The sequence below is a fragment of the Curtobacterium sp. MCSS17_008 genome, from assembly GCF_003234185.1.
Lineage (GTDB): Bacteria > Actinomycetota > Actinomycetes > Actinomycetales > Microbacteriaceae > Curtobacterium.
This window is the reverse complement of sequence record NZ_QKSM01000012.1, coordinates 1-18,063: the sequence shown is the minus strand read 5'-3', so window position 1 is coordinate 18,063 and position 18,063 is coordinate 1. Positions and strand designations below refer to the sequence as shown.

13 protein-coding genes and 1 tRNA gene are annotated in these 18,063 nt (G+C 69.7%); 9 read left to right on the top strand and 5 right to left on the bottom strand.

All coding sequences use genetic code 11. The annotated features are described in order from the left end of the window. Positions 1–259: 259 nt before the first annotated feature. A complete protein-coding gene (locus tag DEJ23_RS11900) occupies positions 260–5,680 on the bottom strand; it encodes a DUF6531 domain-containing protein (RefSeq protein ID WP_111240477.1) in 5,421 nt (1,806 codons plus the stop codon). A gap of 164 nt (positions 5,681–5,844) precedes the next feature. Continuing rightward, on the bottom strand, positions 5,845–6,126 hold the full coding sequence (locus DEJ23_RS11895) for a hypothetical protein (protein WP_058729289.1): 282 nt from the start codon (positions 6,124–6,126) through the stop codon (positions 5,845–5,847). Between the two features lie 252 nt (positions 6,127–6,378). Between DEJ23_RS11895 and DEJ23_RS11890 the strand changes: the two genes are divergently transcribed. The 6 genes from DEJ23_RS11890 (at position 6,379) to pstB (ending at position 14,026) form a co-directional block, all read left to right on the top strand. Then, positions 6,379–8,544 carry an RNA degradosome polyphosphate kinase gene (locus DEJ23_RS11890; RefSeq protein ID WP_111240476.1) on the top strand — a complete coding sequence of 722 codons (2,166 nt, stop codon included), beginning with the start codon at positions 6,379–6,381 and terminating at the stop codon, positions 8,542–8,544. Then, positions 8,541–9,488: an NUDIX domain-containing protein gene (locus tag DEJ23_RS11885; RefSeq protein WP_111240475.1), complete on the top strand. Its 948-nt coding sequence runs from the start codon at positions 8,541–8,543 to the stop codon at positions 9,486–9,488. The genes DEJ23_RS11890 and DEJ23_RS11885 overlap by 4 nt, the downstream gene beginning before the upstream one ends. Positions 9,489–9,821: 333 nt before the next feature. Continuing rightward, complete coding sequence (gene pstS, locus DEJ23_RS11880; protein WP_111240474.1) at positions 9,822–10,922, top strand: phosphate ABC transporter substrate-binding protein PstS; 1,101 nt, start codon at positions 9,822–9,824, stop codon at positions 10,920–10,922. Positions 10,923–11,145: 223 nt separating this feature from the next. After that, positions 11,146–12,096 carry a phosphate ABC transporter permease subunit PstC gene (gene pstC, locus DEJ23_RS11875; protein ID WP_111240473.1) on the top strand — a complete coding sequence of 317 codons (951 nt, stop codon included), beginning with the start codon at positions 11,146–11,148 and terminating at the stop codon, positions 12,094–12,096. Between the two features lie 14 nt (positions 12,097–12,110). Further along, the gene (pstA, locus tag DEJ23_RS11870) at positions 12,111–13,196 is read left to right on the top strand and encodes a phosphate ABC transporter permease PstA (protein WP_111240472.1); all 1,086 of its coding nucleotides are present in this window, start codon (positions 12,111–12,113) and stop codon (positions 13,194–13,196) included. A 50-nt stretch (positions 13,197–13,246) separates the two neighbouring features. After that, on the top strand, positions 13,247–14,026 hold the full coding sequence (gene pstB / locus DEJ23_RS11865) for a phosphate ABC transporter ATP-binding protein PstB (RefSeq protein WP_111240471.1): 780 nt from the start codon (positions 13,247–13,249) through the stop codon (positions 14,024–14,026). A 220-nt stretch (positions 14,027–14,246) separates the two neighbouring features. Here pstB and DEJ23_RS11860 read toward each other — a convergent pair whose 3' ends face one another. The 3 genes from DEJ23_RS11860 to DEJ23_RS11850 form a co-directional block, all read right to left on the bottom strand. Then, on the bottom strand, positions 14,247–15,110 hold the full coding sequence (locus tag DEJ23_RS11860) for an anti-sigma factor domain-containing protein (RefSeq protein WP_111240470.1): 864 nt from the start codon (positions 15,108–15,110) through the stop codon (positions 14,247–14,249). After that, the gene (gene sigK / locus DEJ23_RS11855) at positions 15,107–15,706 is read right to left on the bottom strand and encodes an ECF RNA polymerase sigma factor SigK (protein ID WP_111240469.1); all 600 of its coding nucleotides are present in this window, start codon (positions 15,704–15,706) and stop codon (positions 15,107–15,109) included. Before sigK ends, DEJ23_RS11860 begins: the two co-directional genes overlap by 4 nt. A 647-nt stretch (positions 15,707–16,353) precedes the next feature. After that, positions 16,354–16,983: a DNA-directed RNA polymerase subunit beta gene (locus DEJ23_RS11850; protein WP_111240468.1), complete on the bottom strand. Its 630-nt coding sequence runs from the start codon at positions 16,981–16,983 to the stop codon at positions 16,354–16,356. Positions 16,984–17,110: 127 nt separating this feature from the next. Between DEJ23_RS11850 and DEJ23_RS15480 the strand changes: the two genes are divergently transcribed. The 3 genes from DEJ23_RS15480 (at position 17,111) to DEJ23_RS11840 (ending at position 17,958) form a co-directional block, all read left to right on the top strand. Beyond that, positions 17,111–17,272, top strand: a complete 162-nt coding sequence (locus DEJ23_RS15480) for a DUF2207 domain-containing protein (RefSeq protein WP_146240285.1) — start codon at positions 17,111–17,113, stop codon at positions 17,270–17,272. Between the two features lie 53 nt (positions 17,273–17,325). After that, positions 17,326–17,401, top strand: a tRNA-Lys gene (locus DEJ23_RS11845). Between the two features lie 236 nt (positions 17,402–17,637). Continuing rightward, a complete protein-coding gene (locus DEJ23_RS11840; protein WP_111240467.1) occupies positions 17,638–17,958 on the top strand; it encodes a hypothetical protein in 321 nt (106 codons plus the stop codon). Positions 17,959–18,063 lie beyond the last annotated feature (105 nt).

Genomic DNA, 18,063 nt, shown 5'->3' with positions numbered 1-18,063 from the left:
CTGGTTGTCGCCTCGACATCCGGTTTTCCTGTGGCATCGGTCAACACAACGCCGAGTGGGCCTCCAGCCCCAGCCGAAACGGACTCGTGTATTGCCCGGATCAGCGCGACCCGTTCAACCCCTTCGTCGCTCCTAAGCGCCGCCGCCTGTTGCTCGTACCAGCGAGCGGCCTGTACATGGTGCGCCCCGCGCAGGTAACCGCTGACCTCTGCGCAAAGCCGGGACACTTCCTCGTAGTTCGTACTCATTGGTCCTCCGATCACGGCACCAGCGACCAGTATCCCTTCACGTCCGTGGCAGCGTAGCCGCCGGGCACGTACGTCTGATTCGTGCCACCCCGCCAGTAGTCGCCATCAGCGCCAGTCTGTGGAGCAGTCAAACCCTTGTAAGCAGGCATCTTCTTCGTGAACTCTGCAGCGAAACCAGCGTTCTGAATCGAATCCTGACCGCTACTCGCCCACCTGTATGGAAGCGCCTTGTCTTCGCGCACCTGGCTGACGCTTCTGGGCATGTCCGTGGACCAGAAATTACCCGAATGGAACCCGTTCACATCTCCTGAACGGAACATCGTCGTTCCTTCCTTCACGTAAGTCGACCGGTACAGTCCCCCGGCGAAGGTCGACGCATCCGCGCGCGAGAGCCACTTCGGTCGGTACGCAGTGGAACCGCCACTCAAGGCTCCGATTGTGGCCTGCGTCGCGGTGGCCTGAACAAAGCCGTTGACGGTGTGGGGCCCGGGCGAGGTCGCGTAGTTGAGCGCTCCCGTACCACCGCCTTCCACCATGCCGCTTGCCGCCCCAGTCGCGGCACGGGCCGCGAGTCCCGTTCCCATCTTCGCGGCGAGTGCGGCACCCGTTCCCGCTCCGAGCGCCCCTGTTGCGGTCCCGATGAGAGCGTCCTTCCCGACGGTGCCCCAATCGACTTGCCCAGTTGTGGCTTTCTGCGAAGCCACCGAGATCCCGCCGCTCATCAGTCCGCCTGCCAGTGCCATCGCCGCAATCCCGGCAGGGCCTCCGATCCCCGTTGCCATGAGCGCAATCCCGCCCACGATGGCGACTCCGGCGGCGATGTACTCCCAGTTGTCCCCGACCCAGTTCGCAGCCCGCGACAGGAAGCTCTGGTTCGCATCCCGGTACGCCGCCAGGTCCTTGTCCGTCGCCGGTCGGAGCCCCAGGGGGTCGATCGCGTGCATCGGGTCGTTCCCGGCGTACGAGTACGGGTTCCCCGACCACGCTGCGCCGAGTACGGGCGCCAACGGGTCCGTCGACAGGAAGCCCCGCGCCGCCGGGTCGTACACGCGCGCCCCGAGCCACTCCAGCCCCGCGATCGACAGCCCGCCGTCAGCGGTGAGCGAGACGCCAGTGGGCAGCGCCGTTCCCTCGACCGATGCGAGCACCGCCCACGGGTCCGATGCATCCGTTGGACGCGCACTCCGCCAGCCGGCGGTCGACCAGGCGTCTCCGAGTGCGACCGCGCCGCCCGGCAGGTCGAGCACGCTCTCCCCGCCGATCGACACCATCGCCGGCAGGGCCGCAGCGGAGTCCCACCACACCTCGGCTCCGCCGACCTCGGCGAGCTCTCCGAGCACGTCGATCCATGCCTCGACCCGACCGGTCTCGCCGTACGAGCGATCCCGCGAGACGACGGCGGTCAGGGACCCGAGGTCGGACCACGCGTACTCGGTGGTCGAACCATCGGGGTGGGTGCGACGTACCCGTCGGCCGAGTCCGTCGTACAGGTACTCCGTCCGCTCCCCGCCCCGGACGGACGCGACGAGTTGCCCGGCCGCGTCGTACTCGAAGGTCGTCTCATCACCGGCGACGACCTCGCGGAGCAGCCGCCCGCCGTCGCCGAACTCCCACACGGATTCGCCCGCGCGGACGAGTTGCCCAGCCGCGTCGTACTCGTACTCGACACGTCCGTCCGGACCGTCGATCGCCGTGATCCGGCCCTGGTCGTCGCGCTCGATGCGCGTGACGGTTGCGCCCTCCGGCGTCGTCGTCGTGTGCGCGACCAGCGCGCCGCGCTCGTACGACCACGACTGGACGACGTCGCCGGTCGACGCCTGCACGATCCGGCCTGCTGCGTCGTAGGCGAAGGTCGCCGCGGCGAGCCCCTGCCGCTCGACCGCTACAGCACGACCCACTGCGTCGCGGTGCCACTCGGTCCGCATGCCCGCCGGGTCGATCCGCGCGGTCCGGTTACCGTCGGCGTCGTACTCCCACCGCACGGAGCGTCCTCCACGGCTCCGACGGACGAGGAGCCCTCGGCGGTCGTACTCGAGCTCGTGGTCGACCGTCCGACCCGCACCACGCGTGTGATCGGTGACGACGACGGTGCGGTCGACTGCGTCGCGTCGGGTCTCGCTCACCAGCTGTCCGTCGACCAGGACCTCGGTCGCGCGGCCTGCTGCATCGAAGGTCCAGCCGGTGGTCCGGCCTTCGGGGTCGGTCTGCTCCACCTGGCGACCGGCCGCGTCGTACCGCGCCGTCGTCTCACGGCCGAGCGGGTCGACGACCGCGACCACGCGGTCTGCTGCGTCGTACCGACGCCGCGTGACACCGCCGGCAGGGTTCGTCACCTCGGTCAGCCGGCCCCGCTCGTCGTAGGCGAAGCGGGTGGTGCCCCCGAGCCCGTCGACGGCCTCGACCAGCTGCCCCGCGGCGTCGTAGCGGAACCGTCGCTGACCGAAGCGTGCGTCGTGGCTGGAGACGAGCCTCCCGGCCCGGTCGTAGCGGTACCGGCTCGTACCGGACCCCGCGGTCGTCTGCGCGACCACGCGGCCGACCGCGTCGTAGGTGGTCTCCTCGACCTCGCCGGTAGGCAACGTGCGGGCGACGACGCGGGAGTCCGCATCGTACGTGAGCGTCGTCCGCGCTCCCGTGGCGTCGACCGCTGCGGACGGGCGCCCGCAGGCGTCGTACTCGTAGGTCGAGCGGGCGCCGGACGGGCTGACGACCGCGGTCACCCGACCACCCAGGTCGCGCTCGATGCGCGTCAGGCCGCCCTCGCCGTCGACGAGCTCCACGGGCCGTCCGGCTGCGTCGTACGTCACCAGCTCGGATCCGGTCTCGTCACTCGTCTGTTCGACGGGTCGCCCGAACTCGTCGAAACGGAACGTGGTGGCGGAGAACGCGTCACGCAGCGTCGCGACGCCGGTCGCAACGTCCCGTGCGACCTCCTGCCGCACGCCGGTCGGGTCGACGGTGGCGGCGAGGCCTCCGTTGGCGTCGTACTCGCGCCGCCACGTGGCACCCGTCGGATCGGTGACGGCCTGGAGGCGCGACAACCCGTCGTGCGCGAACGTCCAGACCGCGTCACCCGGCAGGGCGAGCGCGGCGACGTTCCCCTGGTCGTCGAAGGTCCGCGTCACCCGCCGACCCAGGGGGTCGACGGTGGTCGCGAGCTCACCGTTCGCCGCGTACTCGAAGGTGGTACGGGCACCGAGCGGATCGGTGACCGCCGCGACCCGCCCACCGGCCGTGTACTCGTACCGCCACACGGCACTATCGGCATCGCGGCGCTCGACGAGGAGCCCCGCCGCGTCCCAGCGGTACTCGGTCCGGGCACCGGACGGGCTGACCGCGGCGACCGGACGACCAGCGGCGTCGCGCTCGATCCGAGCCGTGTCCCCCACCGCGTTCGTGGTCGCGACCAGCTCGCCGAAGTCGTCGTGCTCGAGGTCGAGGACGACGCCGGTCGGGTCGACCACGTGGGTCAGGACCCCGTGCGTCCACGTGAGCTCGGTGCGACCACCGACCGGGTCGACGATGACGGACGGGTCACGGTCGTCATCGCGGTACTCGTAGGACACGACCGCGCCGGCCTCGGTGACGACGGTCGTCACTCGGTCCTCGTCGTCGTACCCGTAGGTGATGTCGCCGCCTGAGGGGGTCACCGTGCGGGTCCTCCGACCGCGCTCGTCGTACGCGTGGACCGTGACGGAGCCGTCGCGTTCGGTGGCCGACACCAGGTTGCCGTGCCGGTCGTAGCTCATCGACTGACGGTGATCGTCCGAGTCGATGAGGCCGACGAGCCGACCCTTCGCGTCCGCGATGTAGGAGTTCGCGCGCGAGCCGTCGTGGTCGGACACGACCGTGACGCGACCGGGCAGGTAGGCGAAGCGCACGGCTCGGCCGTGCGGGCTGACCTGCTCGACCACACGGCGCTGGTCGTCGTAGGTGTTGTCGACCTCGACGACCCCGGCAGCCGACGTCACGGTGACGATGAGGTCGTCGTCGTTCCACCCGTAGGCGCGGGTGCCGACGGGGTCGGTCACGCTGACGAGCCGCCCGCGGTCGTCGTAGCCGTACTCGACGCGTCGCCCGTCCGACGCGCGGAGGACCGCGACGCGTCCGTCCAGGTGGTCGATCTCGACCCAGCGGCCGCGCTCGTGCTCGAGGCGGGTCACGCGGTCGTCGGCGCCGCGGACGACCCGGACGCCCGTGCCGGTGCCGCCGCGCTGCCCCGTCCAGAGACCGGACGGGGTGAAGTCGATCCGGCCGCCGGCGTTGTCGCGCACGACGAGCAGGTCGCCCTCGGCGGCGAGCCAGCGGTTCTCGCCGACACCGCGGTCCCAGCCCTCGCCGGAACGCGGGAAGCGGATCTGCCGGCCGTCGGCACCGACGAACGTCGCTCCCTCGTCGTCGAGGAGCAGGCGCGTCTCGAGGATCGACGACCAGCCGGGGCCGAAGAGCCCGACGTGCTCGTCGAGGGAGTTGTACATGCGGGTGACCTCGAGCGAGGCCGAGGCACCGGTGAACCCGAGGTCGAGCTCCGGCTCGAGGAAGTTGCCGGTCGTGGTGTTGACCGGATCCATCGAGAAGCCCGTCGTGGGCTGGGCGCCGTACGCCGACGGCGGCTCGAACTGCAGGTCCTGCCGGGTCTGGGAGACGCCGGCGGCAGCGAGGGCTGCGGCGAGCGCCGAGTCCGCGACCGTCGAGACGTTGCCCTCGCCCCCGGCCGCGGCGAAGGCGTCCGCGATCGTGGTCGCCCACTTCGCGTCCTGGTCGTTCGCGTCGAGCCACTGCTCGAAGGCGCTGACGACCCCGTCTGCGTCGATGTGGCCCCACGAGCACCGAGCGGCGAAGTCGGTGAGCTTCCCCCGCAACGCCGAGGGCCGACCGTCGAGAGCGCTGTTCAGCGTCGTCGAACCGGTCGAGAACGATCGGAGGTCGCTCGGGCGCGCCGAGGAGGTCCCGCCGCCACCGCCACCGCCCGAACCGGGGTCGGGGGTCTCACGGGGCTTCGGGCGCACGTCCGGCTGCTCGAACTTCGGCGCCGGTTCGTTCTTGATGTCCGGCATCGGGTCGTAGTGGAAGGTGTCGTTCCAGAAGTCTTGGAAGCCGTTCCGCTCGTCCTCGCGCGCCTGCCACTCGCGTGCTCGTCTGCGGTTCTCCCGCTCCTTCGCCGCAGCTTCCTTCATCTGGCCGACCCAGCCGGCGACGGTCTCCAGCGCGTCCGAGATCCGGCCGGCATCGGCGTCGGCGACGTCTGCGTTGGCCGAGAACAACTGGGCGAACCGACCGCGGAACTCCTGCGACGCGGTGGAGACGTAGGAGCGGCGGGACCCTCGCTGACCGTCGATCGCTCCGGCAGCCGACTTCAATGCGCTCTGCAGCGCATCCGCCGTCGCGTCGTCGAACTCGATCGGATCCATGTTGGCGTGGATCTGGGCCATGGTCGTTCCCCCCGGAGCTGGTGCTGGTCGCGCTGGTCGTGCTGAACGTACTGATCGTGCCGGCCCTGCTGGCCGCACGGGTCGTGCTCGTGCTGCGGTGCGGTCGGCCCCCGACCGCGAACGCCCGGCCCACCCTGACGGTGGACCGGGCGTCGAGTGGGTGCTTACGCGCCGCCACCCGCGGTGAAGATGTCCTGCGAGATCTTGTCGAGCTGCGTGCGGAGCTGCTCGAGCTCGGTCTTCGCCTTGTCCAGCGCAGCCTTGGTCTCGGGCCAGGTCGAGCCGCGGAACGTCGAGGCGAGCGGACCGTCCCACACGTTCGAGTCGGACAGGATGCGCCCCTGGGCGTCGAGCTGCGAGATCTGGTCGGTGAAGCCGCCGTTCACGATCGACTGGATCTGACGGATGGCGGTCTTCGCCTGCTCGGTGGAAAGGACACGCGACATGGTCAACCTCATTCTCTTGGTACCTGCACCCCCGCGCAGTGGAATCCCCCCGGAGGCCTGAACGCCGCCCACCATACCCGCCGAACCCACCAATGTCACCGTCCGTATATCGTGACGTTTCCTCCCCCAGTCCGATGGGCACGCCCCGAGGACTCGGCAGACGCTCCTGCACAGGGCGGCCGTTCACGGCGGGTTTCCACAGCGTCCATGTGCGCTCCTCCGGGCGGAGGGGGCTGGTGGCAGGATGTCGGCATGGACACCGAACCGCAGCTCGACGGCGACTCCGTCGCTCCCGACCTCGACGACTTCGACGAGGTCGTCGAGATCGAGCACGAGTCGCTCCCGTCGGACCGCTACTTCGACCGCGAGCTGAGCTGGCTGCGTTTCAACCAGCGCGTGCTCGAACTGGGCGAGGACCGCACGCAGCCCCTGCTCGAACGGGCGAACTTCCTGGCGATCTTCGCGTCCAACCTCGACGAGTTCTTCATGGTGCGCGTCGCGGGTCTGAAGCGTCGCATCGACACCGGTATCGCCGTCCCGACCAACGTCGGTCGTGCTCCGAGTGACGTCCTCCGGGACATCGCGGGGAAGGCGCACGAACTGCAGGACCGGCACGCCGCCGCCTTCATCGACTCGCTGAAGCCCGACCTCGACGCAGCGGGCATCCACATCGAGCACTGGTCCGACCTCGACGAGGCCGACCGGCTCCGCATGCGGGAGTACTTCAACGACCAGATCTTCCCGGTGCTCATGCCGCTCGCGGTCGACCCGGCACACCCGTTCCCCTACATCTCGGGCCTGTCGCTGAACCTGGCAGTGCGCGTCCGGAACCCCAAGTCGCAGCGGCAGGAGTTCGCGCGCCTCAAGGTGCCGCAGAACTTCTCCCGCTTCATCGCGCTGCCCGACGACGGGTCCGGCCGCTTGCGCTTCATCCCGCTCGAGGACCTCATCGCGAACCACCTCGACGACCTGTTCCCGGGGATGGAGGTCCTCGAGCACCACGTCTTCCGCATCACCCGCAACGAGGACGTCGAGATCGAGGAGGACGAGGCCGAGAACCTCATCCAGGCGCTCGAACGCGAGCTGCTCCGTCGCCGCTTCGGTCCGCCCATCCGCCTCGAGATCACCGAGGACATGGATCCGGTGACCCTCGACCTGCTCGTCCGCGAACTCGACATCACCGAGCAGGAGGTCTACCGGCTGCCGTCGCCGCTCGACCTCGGCGGCCTGTTCGAGATCGCGAAGATCGCACGGCCCGACCTGCACTACCCGCGCCACGTGCCCACGACGCCCGTGCAGTTCCAGCCGGGCGAGCCGAACACCAAGCCCGACCTGTTCCGCGCCATCGCCTCGCGCGACGTGCTCGTGCACCACCCCTACGAGTCCTTCGCGACGAGCGTCCAGGCCTTCCTGGAGCAGGCGGCCGCCGACCCGAACGTCCTGGCGATCAAGCAGACGCTGTACCGCACCTCCGGTGACAGCCCCATCGTCGAGGCCCTGATCGACGCCGCCGCCGCGGGCAAGCAGGTCCTGGCGCTCGTCGAGATCAAGGCGCGCTTCGACGAGCAGAACAACATCACCTGGGCCCGGAAGCTCGAGAAGGCCGGCGTCCACGTCGTCTACGGCCTGGTCGGACTGAAGACGCACTCGAAGCTCGTCCTCGTGATCCGGCAGGAGGGTGGCACGCTCAAGCACTACAGCCACATCGGCACCGGCAACTACAACCCGAAGACCTCGCGCATCTACGAGGACATGGGCCTGTTCACCGCCGACGACACGGTGGGCAAGGACCTGACCCGTCTGTTCAACGAGCTGTCGGGCTACGCGATCGAGAAGAAGTTCAAGCGTCTGCTCGTCGCGCCGCTGCACCTCCGCAAGGGGCTCGTGAAGCGCATCCAGGCCGAAGCCGCGAACGCCCGGGCCGGCAAGCCGTCGGGCATCCGCATCAAGGTCAACTCGATGGTCGACGAGCAGGTCATCGACGCCCTCTACCTCGCGAGCCAGGCCGGCGTACCGGTCGACGTGTGGGTCCGCGGCATCTGCTCACTCAAGCCCGGGATCGAAGGGGTCAGCGAGACGATCCGCGTCCGGAGTGTCGTCGGCCGGTACCTCGAGCACTCGCGGGCCTTCGCGTTCCACAACGACGGCGACCCTGTGGTCTTCATCGGCTCGGCGGACATGATGCACCGCAACCTCGACCGCCGCGTCGAGGCCCTCGTGCGGCTCGCCGACCCGGCGCACGTGGCCGAGGTCGAGGAGATGTTCGACCTCGCGATGGCCGAGACGACGAGTTCGTGGCACCTCGAGTCCGACGGCGAGTGGACACGCCACTCCACCGACCCGGACGGACGTCCGCTCGACGACGTGCAGAATGTGCTCATGCGGAAGATCTCGGCCCGGAAGCGCTCGGCTCGGTGAGCGGCGGCCCCACGGGGCCCGTCGTCGCGGCGGGCGCGGTCGTCTGGCGCGAACGGGACGGCGTCCCGCTGGTGCTGCTCGTCCACCGGGACCACCACCAGGACGTCTCCCTGCCGAAGGGGAAGGTCGACCCCGGCGAGAGCGTCCCGACGACCGCGGTGCGTGAGATCGCCGAGGAGACCGGGTACCGCGTCCACCTCGGTGCACCGCTCGGGACCGCCGAGTACGTGCTGCCGAGCGGCCGCGACAAGGTGGTGCACTACTGGTCGGCCCGCGTCGGTTCGAAGGAGTACGAGCGCGCCGGCAAGTTCCACCCGAACGACGAGGTCGCGGCGATCGAGTGGGTGCCCATCGACCGGGCGCGCGCACGGCTCACCTACGAGCGTGACGTCGCGATCCTCGACCGGTTCGCCGAGCGGGTGGCGGCCGGGGAGCACCGGACCTTCGCCCTGATCGCCCTCCGGCACGCGAAGACCGTGCCCGGCTCCGACTGGGACGGCCCGGACGCCACGCGACCGCTGCTGCCCGTCGGGCGGTCGCAGGCCAAGGCCGTCGCCGCGCCGGTCGCGGCCTTCGGTCCGAAGAAGATCGTCAGCAGCACGGCGGCACGGTGCCTCGCGACCGTCGAACCGCTCTCGTCACGGACGAAGGTCGGCGTCACGAGCACGACGGACATCAGCCAGGACGCCCACGACCGCGGCGCCGCCGACGTCAAGGGCGTCGTGCAGAAGCGGATCGCGAAGGCGAAGTCGGCGGTCCTCTGCTCACACGGCCCCGTCCTGCCCGACATCATCGCCCGCATCGCCTCGGCCACGGCGGACGACCGTCGTCGCTTCGACCTCCGCCGTGCGGCGATGCTCTCCGTCGGGGACTTCGCCGTGCTGCACATCGCGGGCGAGAAGCTCGTCGCCGTGGAGACGCACCGCAACACGATCCCGGCCTGAGCCGGGCGCGCTGCCCGACGTCCCAGCGGACGTGCGCAGCGTGAGCACGGTGGCGGGGACGAGCCGCGCCTCCGGATCGAACGTCGACACCCGGCGGCGGACGCCGTCGACCGATGCGTCCGCATCGTCCGCGTGGACGCACGATGTCCCGATCCTGCACCTGCTCCCCGCGATGCGCACGGCCCCCCGACCGACACAACCCCTCGTTCACCTTCCGTTCACCGATGAGCGTCATCCCCGTCACCTCGCGTCCCTACAGTCGCTCCCGGGTCAGCACCGGCCCGAGGGACCAGCAGCGGTCCCACCTGCACCGACATTCCCGAAGGGACCCCTGTGAACATCAAGCGAATCGGTTCGGTCGCGGCGATCGCGATCGCCGGCGCGGTCGTGCTCTCCTCCTGCGCGGCGAACGAGGGCGGCAGCGGCGACGCCGCCACCTCGAGCTCCGGCACCGACTACTCGAAGCTCTCGGGCACGCTGACCGGCTCCGGCTCCTCCGCACAGCAGACCGCTGAGGCCACCTGGGCCGCCGGTTTCCAGGACGCCGCCTCGGGCGTGACGGTCAACTACTCGCCGGACGGTTCCGGCGCTGGTCGTGAGAACTTCATCTCCGGCGCGGCTGACTTCGCCGGCTCGGACGCGGCACTCAAGGACGAGGAGCTCTCGGGCTCCTTCGAGCTGTGCACGGACAAGGCCATCGACATCCCGGTCTACATCTCCCCGATCGCCATCGCCTACAAGGTCGACGGCGTCAGCGACCTGACCCTCGACGCGAAGACCATCGCGGGCATCTTCTCCGGCAAGATCACGAAGTGGAACGACTCCGAGATCGCCGACCTGAACGACGGCGTCGACCTGCCGGACTCGAACATCACCGTCGTGCACCGCTCCGACGACTCGGGCACCACGCAGAACTTCTCCGAGTACGTCTCGGCGAACGCGTCGGACGTCTGGACCGAGGAGCCGAGCCAGACCTTCCCGTACCAGGTCGGTGACTCGGCCAAGGGTACGTCGGGCGTCGCCTCGGCGATGGCCAGCGCCTCGAACGCCATCACCTACATCGACGACTCGGGCGCCGGTGACCTCGACAAGGCCAAGCTCATGGTCGGCGACACGGCCACCGAGATCTCGGCCGAGGGCGCTGCCAAGGTCGTCGCGGACTCCGACACGGTCGCCGGCCGCGAGGAGAACGACCTCGCGATCGACATCGACCGCAAGGACACCGCCGAGGGCGCATGGCCGCTGGTGCTCGTCTCCTACGCGATCGCCTGCCAGGAGTACAAGGACGCCGACAAGGGTGAGCTCGTGAAGGGCTACCTCGACTACGTCGTCTCGAAGGACGCGCAGGACGCCGCCGCGAAGGAGGCCAAGTCGGCCGCCCTCTCGGACGAGCTCTCGGAGAAGGCCGCGCAGGCCGTCGCCTCCATCAAGTAAGTCCCACTGAGCACCCGGACGCCGGTCCCACCCACCTCGACCGGCGTCCGGGTTCTCGCCCGTCCGGCACACCGTGGCCGGATGCGAGCACCACCACGGTCCGCCCACGACGGACCTGCAGCACCACCACGGTCCGTCCACGACGGACCTGCAGCACCACCCCCCGTCGCCTCCCCCGGCCGCTCCCGAGACGGAGCCCGGCCTCCCCTCCGACAGGAGTCCCATGACGACCGCACCGGCCCAGCCAGGGGCCACCGTCTCCCCCACCAAGCCGAAGGCCGTCGTCCGCATCGGCGACCGCGTGTTCTCGACCGCCTCGGTGGTCGCGGGCAGCCTGATCCTCTTCGTGCTCGTGCTCGTCGCAGCTTTCCTGGTGTGGCAGAGCCTCCCCGCCTTCACGGCGAAGGCCGGCGAGCTGCCGAACAACGCCACGAGCTTCTGGGACTTCGTCGGTCCGCTCGTCTTCGGCACCGTCTACTCGGCGCTCATCGCGCTCGTGATCGCCGTCCCGCTCTCGCTCGGCATCGCGCTCTTCATCTCGCACTATGCACCCCGGCGGATCGCTCCGGTGCTTGGGTACGTCATCGACCTGCTCGCCGCGGTCCCCTCCGTCGTCTACGGCCTCTGGGGCATCGTGGTGCTGGCGCCGTTCCTCAAGCCCTTCTACGCCTTCCTCAACGAGTACCTCGGCTGGTTCCCGCTGTTCTCCGGACAGGTGTCCGGCACGGGCCGCACGATCCTCACCGCATCGATCGTCCTCGCGGTGATGGCGATCCCGATCATGACCGCCGTCATGCGCGAGATCTTCCTGCAGGCGCCGACCCTCAACGAGGAGGCCGCCCTCGCCCTCGGCGCGACCCGGTGGGAGATGATCCGGCTCTCGGTGCTGCCGTTCGCGAAGTCCGGCATCGTGTCCGCGATCATGCTCGGCCTCGGCCGTGCCCTCGGCGAGACGATGGCGATCGCCCTCGTGCTGTCGGTCTCGACGAACGTCACCTTCCAGATGCTGACGTCGCTCAACCCGTCGACGATCGCCGCGAACATCGCCCTGCAGTTCGCCGAGGCGTCCGGCACGGTCCTCAACGCACTCGTCGCGTCGGGCCTGATCCTCTTCGTCATCACCCTGGTCATCAACATGCTGGCGCGCTACATCGTGCGCAAGCGGGTCTCCTGAGAGGTCACGTCCCGATGTCCCTCGCGCTCCGTCAGACCGGCGTCGCCGGCAACGTCTACGCCAACGGCAAGCTCCACAAGTCCGTGCCGTGGCTCCTCCTCGTCGGCTCCTGGGTCGCCCTGATCGCGGTCTTCGCCCTGCTCAACGCGGGCGGTTCGGTCAAGGACTTCAACGTCGTCGCGGCGCTCTTCCTCGGCACCGTCCTGTTCGACGTGCTCATCGTCGTCATCTCGCGCATCGTCGAGGGCGGCCGGAAAGCAGTCGACCGCCTGATCACCTCGCTGGTCATCACGGCGTTCGTGATCGCGGTCCTGCCCCTCGTGTCCCTGCTCTGGACCGTGCTCGCCGACGGTCTCGCACGCTTCGACGCCGAGTACTTCAACTCGTCGATGCGCGGCGTCATCTCCGAGGGCGGCGGCGCGCTGCACGCCCTGATCGGCACGCTCGAGATCACGCTGTTCGCGGCGATCATCTCGGTGCCGATCGGCCTGCTGACCTCGATCTACCTGGTCGAGTACGGCAAGGGCGCCCTGGCGAAGGGCATCACCTTCTTCGTCGACGTCATGACGGGCATCCCCTCGATCGTCGCGGGCCTCTTCGCCTACTCGCTCTTCGCGCTCTTCCTCGGCCCGGGTGCCCGCTTCGGCCTCGTCGGTTCGATCGCGCTGAGCGTGCTGATGATCCCCGTCGTCGTCCGCTCCACCGAAGAGGTCCTGAAGATCGTCCCGATGGAGCTCCGCGAAGCGTCGTACGCACTCGGCGTGCCGAAGTACCTGACGATCCTCAAGGTGGTCCTGCCGACCAGCCTCGCCGGCATCACCACCGGCGTCATGCTGTCGATCGCCCGCGTCATCGGCGAGACCGCCCCGCTGCTGGTCACGGCCGGCTTCACCGCGAGCATGAACTACGACCTGTTCAAGGACCCGATGATGACGCTGCCGGTCTTCGCGTACACGCAGTACTCGCAGCAGGGCGCCAACCCGGTGCCGTTCGTCGACCGGGCCTGGACCGCGGCACTGCTGCTCATCCTCATCGTGATGCTGCTCAACCTGCTCGCCCGCTTCATCACCCGACTCTTCGCCCCCAAGCTCCCCCGCTAGCGCAGCGCGCCAGCGAAGCGGCAACGACCACCCACCCCGAAGGAAACCACGTGTCCAAGCGCATCGAGGTCGACGGCCTCAACGTCTACTACTCGAAGTTCAAGGCCGTCGAGGGCGTCGACATGACGATCGAGCCCCGCACCGTCACCGCCTTCATCGGCCCGTCGGGCTGCGGCAAGTCCACCTTCCTCCGGACGCTCAACCGCATGCACGAGGTCATCCCCGGCGCGTACGTCGAGGGCTCCGTGAAGATCGACGGCGATGACCTGTACGGCGCCGGCGTCGACCCGGTGCTCGTCCGTCGGCAGGTCGGCATGGTGTTCCAGCGTCCGAACCCGTTCCCCACCATGTCCATCCGGGACAACGTGCTGGCCGGTGTGAAACTCAACAACAAGCGCGTCTCGAAGTCCGAGGCCGACGACATCGTCGAGCGCTCGCTGCAGGGCGCGAACCTGTGGAACGAGGTCAAGGACCGCCTCGAGAAGCCCGGCATGGGCCTCTCCGGCGGTCAGCAGCAGCGTCTCTGCATCGCCCGTGCGATCGCGGTGCAGCCGGACGTCCTGCTCATGGACGAGCCCTGCTCGGCGCTCGACCCGATCTCGACGCTCGCGATCGAGGACCTCATCGAGGAGCTCAAGAAGGACTTCACGATCGTCATCGTGACGCACAACATGCAGCAGGCGTCGCGCGTCAGCGACAAGACCGCGTTCTTCAACATCGCGGGCACGGGTGCACCGGGCAAGCTCATCGAGTTCGACGACACCGCGACGATCTTCTCGAACCCGTCCGTGCAGGCGACCGAGGACTACGTCTCGGGTCGTTTCGGTTGATCGGCGCTCGGACCGTCTCCTGACGGTCGGCCTGGAGGCCCGGTGCACGTCCGCCACGGACAGCACCGGGCCTCACTGCGTCGCTTCCGGCGCGTGCTGCATCGGTTCCGGCACGCCGATGGAGCAGAAGACGTCGGGTCACCACACGGGACCCGACGTCTTCTGCTCCATGAAGAGAGAGGCGGACGAGGACGGGCCCGCCCGAGCCCGCGAGCGCGTGCTACGCCTGGGTCGTGGGGACGGCCATCAGCGGCGTCGTGGTCGGCTGGTCGGAACCGCCCTCGGGCTCGACCGTCATGCCGATGGAGTCACCGGGGGTCAGTTCTCCCTCGAGGACCGCGGTGTGCACGCCGCCCCGAGCGCCGTCGACCAGACCGGCCGGCACGACCTTCGTGCCCTCCGACCCGATGTACCAGAGCTCGTACGTCTTGCCCTCCGGCGCCTGCTCGACGCCGTCGAGGATCACGGCCGACTTGCCGACGTCGTGCGACCAGACGACCGTCGCGGATCCGCCACCGGGGACCTCCGCGGTCGTCCGCTGGAAGTCCGACGCGGCGTAGATGGAGTCGAGCGAGCCGGAGGCCTGCGTGGTCTCGGGGCCGGTCCCCTCGGACTGGCCGAAGTTCGTGCCGACGCCGAGCCCGACGCCGAGGAACACCACGGCCACCGCGGCGGCGGCGGACAGAGCGGCTGCCGGACGCTGGAACCAGCGACGGCGAGCCGTGGCTGCTGCGCGACCTTCGACCGGAGCCGGGGACGTGACCGGGGCGGGCGTCGTGGCGGGGGCGAGCGGAGCCTCCAGGCCGGTGACCGCTGCCGGGACGGCGGCGACCTGCTCGTCGGGTGCCGCCTGCGGTGTCCGGGCGATCTGGGCCATCAGCGACGACTTCAGCGCGGCCGGCGGCTCGATCGGCTCGACGGCGTACGCCAGCTGCAGCGCGGTCTCGCGCAGCGAGTCCGTCTCGGCCTGCAGTTCCGGCGACGTCGTGAGGACGTGCTCGAGCAGCGCGCGCTCGTCGTCCGACAGGGCGTCCAGTGCGTGCGACCCGGTGAGCAGGGCAGGGTCGTCGTGCCGTTCGGTCATGACGTCACCCCCATCTCGTCTCGGAGTCGGATCATCCCGTCACGGAGACGGGTCTTGACGGTGCCGATCGGGACACCGAGCCGTTCGGCCATCTCGCTGTGCGAGTAGCCGCCGTAGTACGCGAGCTGCACCGCCTGCCGCTGGAACTCGGTCAGCCGACCGAGCGCGCGACTGACGCGTTCGTGCTCGATCCGGATCTCGACGGACTCGGAGACCTGGTCGAACCCGGCCTCGAGGTCGCGGATGCCGACCCTGGTGTCGCGGTCGTGCGACGCCTGCGACGCCCGCACCCGGTCGACCGCCCGCCGGTGCGCCATGGTGAGGACCCAGCTGGCTGCGGTGCCGCGCGACCGGTCGAAGCGGGTGGCCTGCTGCCAGACCTCGAGGAAGACCTCCTGCGTGACCTCCTCGGACTGCGCACGGTCCTTGAGGAGCCGGGTCACGAGTCCGAGCACGCGGCCGGACAGGGCGTCGTAGAGCTCGGAGAAGGCGGACTGGTCGCCGGTGGCGACACGGGCGAGCAGATCGTCGGGCGACACGGGTGCCGGCTCGGCGGAGCTCCAGGCCTCGGTGTCTCGTTCCACGATGGCAAGCATTGCAGGTTTCCCCCCTCTCGGTGGCATCGGCGTCGACACGTGCGTGTACTTCGCAGGTCGGGTGCGGGTGGTCCGGGTCCTCGCGGCGGTCGTTCGTGGGGCGAGGGCAGCGCGGCCCGCAGGGAATTGACCGGCGGGTACCGGACCGGGTCACGCTGGCCCTCGCTGTGACGTCCGCGAGGAGCGTCACACCCTCTGTTCGGCACCGTCGCCCGAGTGGATTGCCCAGGATCGCGTCGTGTGGTCCTCGACGTCCGGTCCGGCGCTGTCCATGGCACGCCCGACCGCACGCCGTGTCCACCGAGAGTGAACACGCTCGCCTGCACAGCACGTGTCTCGTAGAATCGATCTCGCCGGGCCGCAGCAAGCCCCGGGCTCCAAAATTCGCCGCTTCGAGCGGCCTCGCGCCGAGAGGCGCTTCTGCGGCCCGGTCTTCGCATGTCCGGGGACGGTCCGGACGTCCGTCCGGAGCGTCGCTGTCGCAGTGTGGACGTCGGACCAGGTGTCGACGTCGGACTGGAGGCGCGGTGTCCGCCCGCCCCGCTGCACGCCGGGGTACTGGCGGTCGCGCCGGGTTCGGGTTGTCGCGCCGGGTACTGGCGGTCGCGCCGGGTCCGGGCTGTCGCGCCGGGTCCGGGCTGTCGCGCCTAGTCCAGGCTGTCGCGACGCCAGAGCGCCGCCGCCTCCGTCAGGTCGGCCGCCAGTTCCGTGAGCCGCAGCGCCCGCCGCGTCAGTTCGCTCGCGCGCTCCCCCGAGGTCAGGTCCGCGTCGTCGGCGACGGAGGTCGCCCCCGCCGCGGTGAGCCGGCAGAACGCCGCACCGCGATCGAGTGCCACGGCGAGGTCGCCCGTGTAGAGGCCGTGCAGGATCCGGTCCGCGAGCGTCAGGATCTCCGCCGGACCCGTCGGCTGCTCGGCACCCGCGACGGCCTCGTCGATGGTGCCGATGCGCTCGGTACCGCGCTCGAAGAAGTACGCGATCTCCTCCGGGTTCTGCCGGATGACGACCCGCACGAGGTAGATCCGCCACAGCGCGCCGGGAAGGGTGTGCGCCCCCACCCGCGCCCACAGTTCCGCGATCGCGTCGATGCCGTGCACGTCCGTGTAGGTCACGAGCCGCTCGACCACCGCCGGGTCCGGGTCCTGCCGCACACGGTGCAGCAGGGCGTTCGCCGTCTCGTGCGCGACACGGTTCACCAGGGCCGGATCGTCGCCGCCCTGGATCGCGGCGAACTCCTGGTCGGTGAAGTGGACGGGACGGTGGTGATCGCGAGGCACCCGGCGAGTGTAGGCGCGGCCTCCGACCCGCACGTCCTCCGTTCGCCGTGAACGGAACGAGGCGGTCCCGCGTACCGTGCTCCCGCAGGGAGGAAATCTCTCCCGGACGTGAAGAAGAGGACACTCCATGAACGCCCTGCTCGTCATCCTGGCCGTCATCGCGGTCATCCTGCTGTTCGTCGGTGGGTTCACCGCGAGCCTCAAGTTCCTGCTGTGGGTCGGCATCGTGCTGCTCGTCATCGCGGTGATCATGTGGCTCCTGCGCACCCTGACGGGGCGGCGCAGCTGACCGACCGCACTGGTTCTCGTCTGGAGGCCCTCACCCGCTAGCCTTGCGGGTGAGGGCCTCTAGCTCAGTTGGTAGAGCACCGGACTTTTAATCCGAGGGTCGTGGGTTCGAGCCCCACGGGGCCCACCACCTTCCCGAACCCCGGCCCTTCATCCGAGGGTCGTGGGTTCGAGCCCCACGGGGCCCACCACCTTTCCCACCAGCGAGACCGGGGTACAACCGGGACTCAGCAGGTTCATGGTGCGTCTTGTGCACAGTTCAGACCCTGTTCAGCGGTTTGCCTGCCCAGCGCCGATAGTGTCGTTCCCGGTCCTGATCCAGGGGCCGAACAGCACCGCAGCACCACAGAACGAACGGGGTACACCGTGACCGAGCCCATCGACGCCACGCAGACCAGCACCACCGGTGACGCGCGCCGCATCGTCGAGCTCGCCGCAGCGACGAACACCACGATGAGCAACCAGCTCCTCCTCGACACCCTCCGCCGGAACGCGCGCGTCACCACGCGCCACATCCGCACCGACTTCATCGAGGTCGCCACCGCCACCGCCGTGCTCGGATACGTCTGCCGGCAGGGCAAGGAGTACGTCGCCCTGCGCGGCGACGACCCGGCGTGGGCGCGAGAGATCGGCCGCTACGGCACCGAGTCCCTCGCGGTCGAGGCACTGCGGATGCGCCGCGCCTGAGCCGCGTAGCACCGCCCGGACACACGACGAAGGCCGCCCCACGTGGGCGGCCTTCGTCGTGTGTCCGCCCGCGGCTACGCGGCGCAGGCCGGGTGCCGCCGCAGG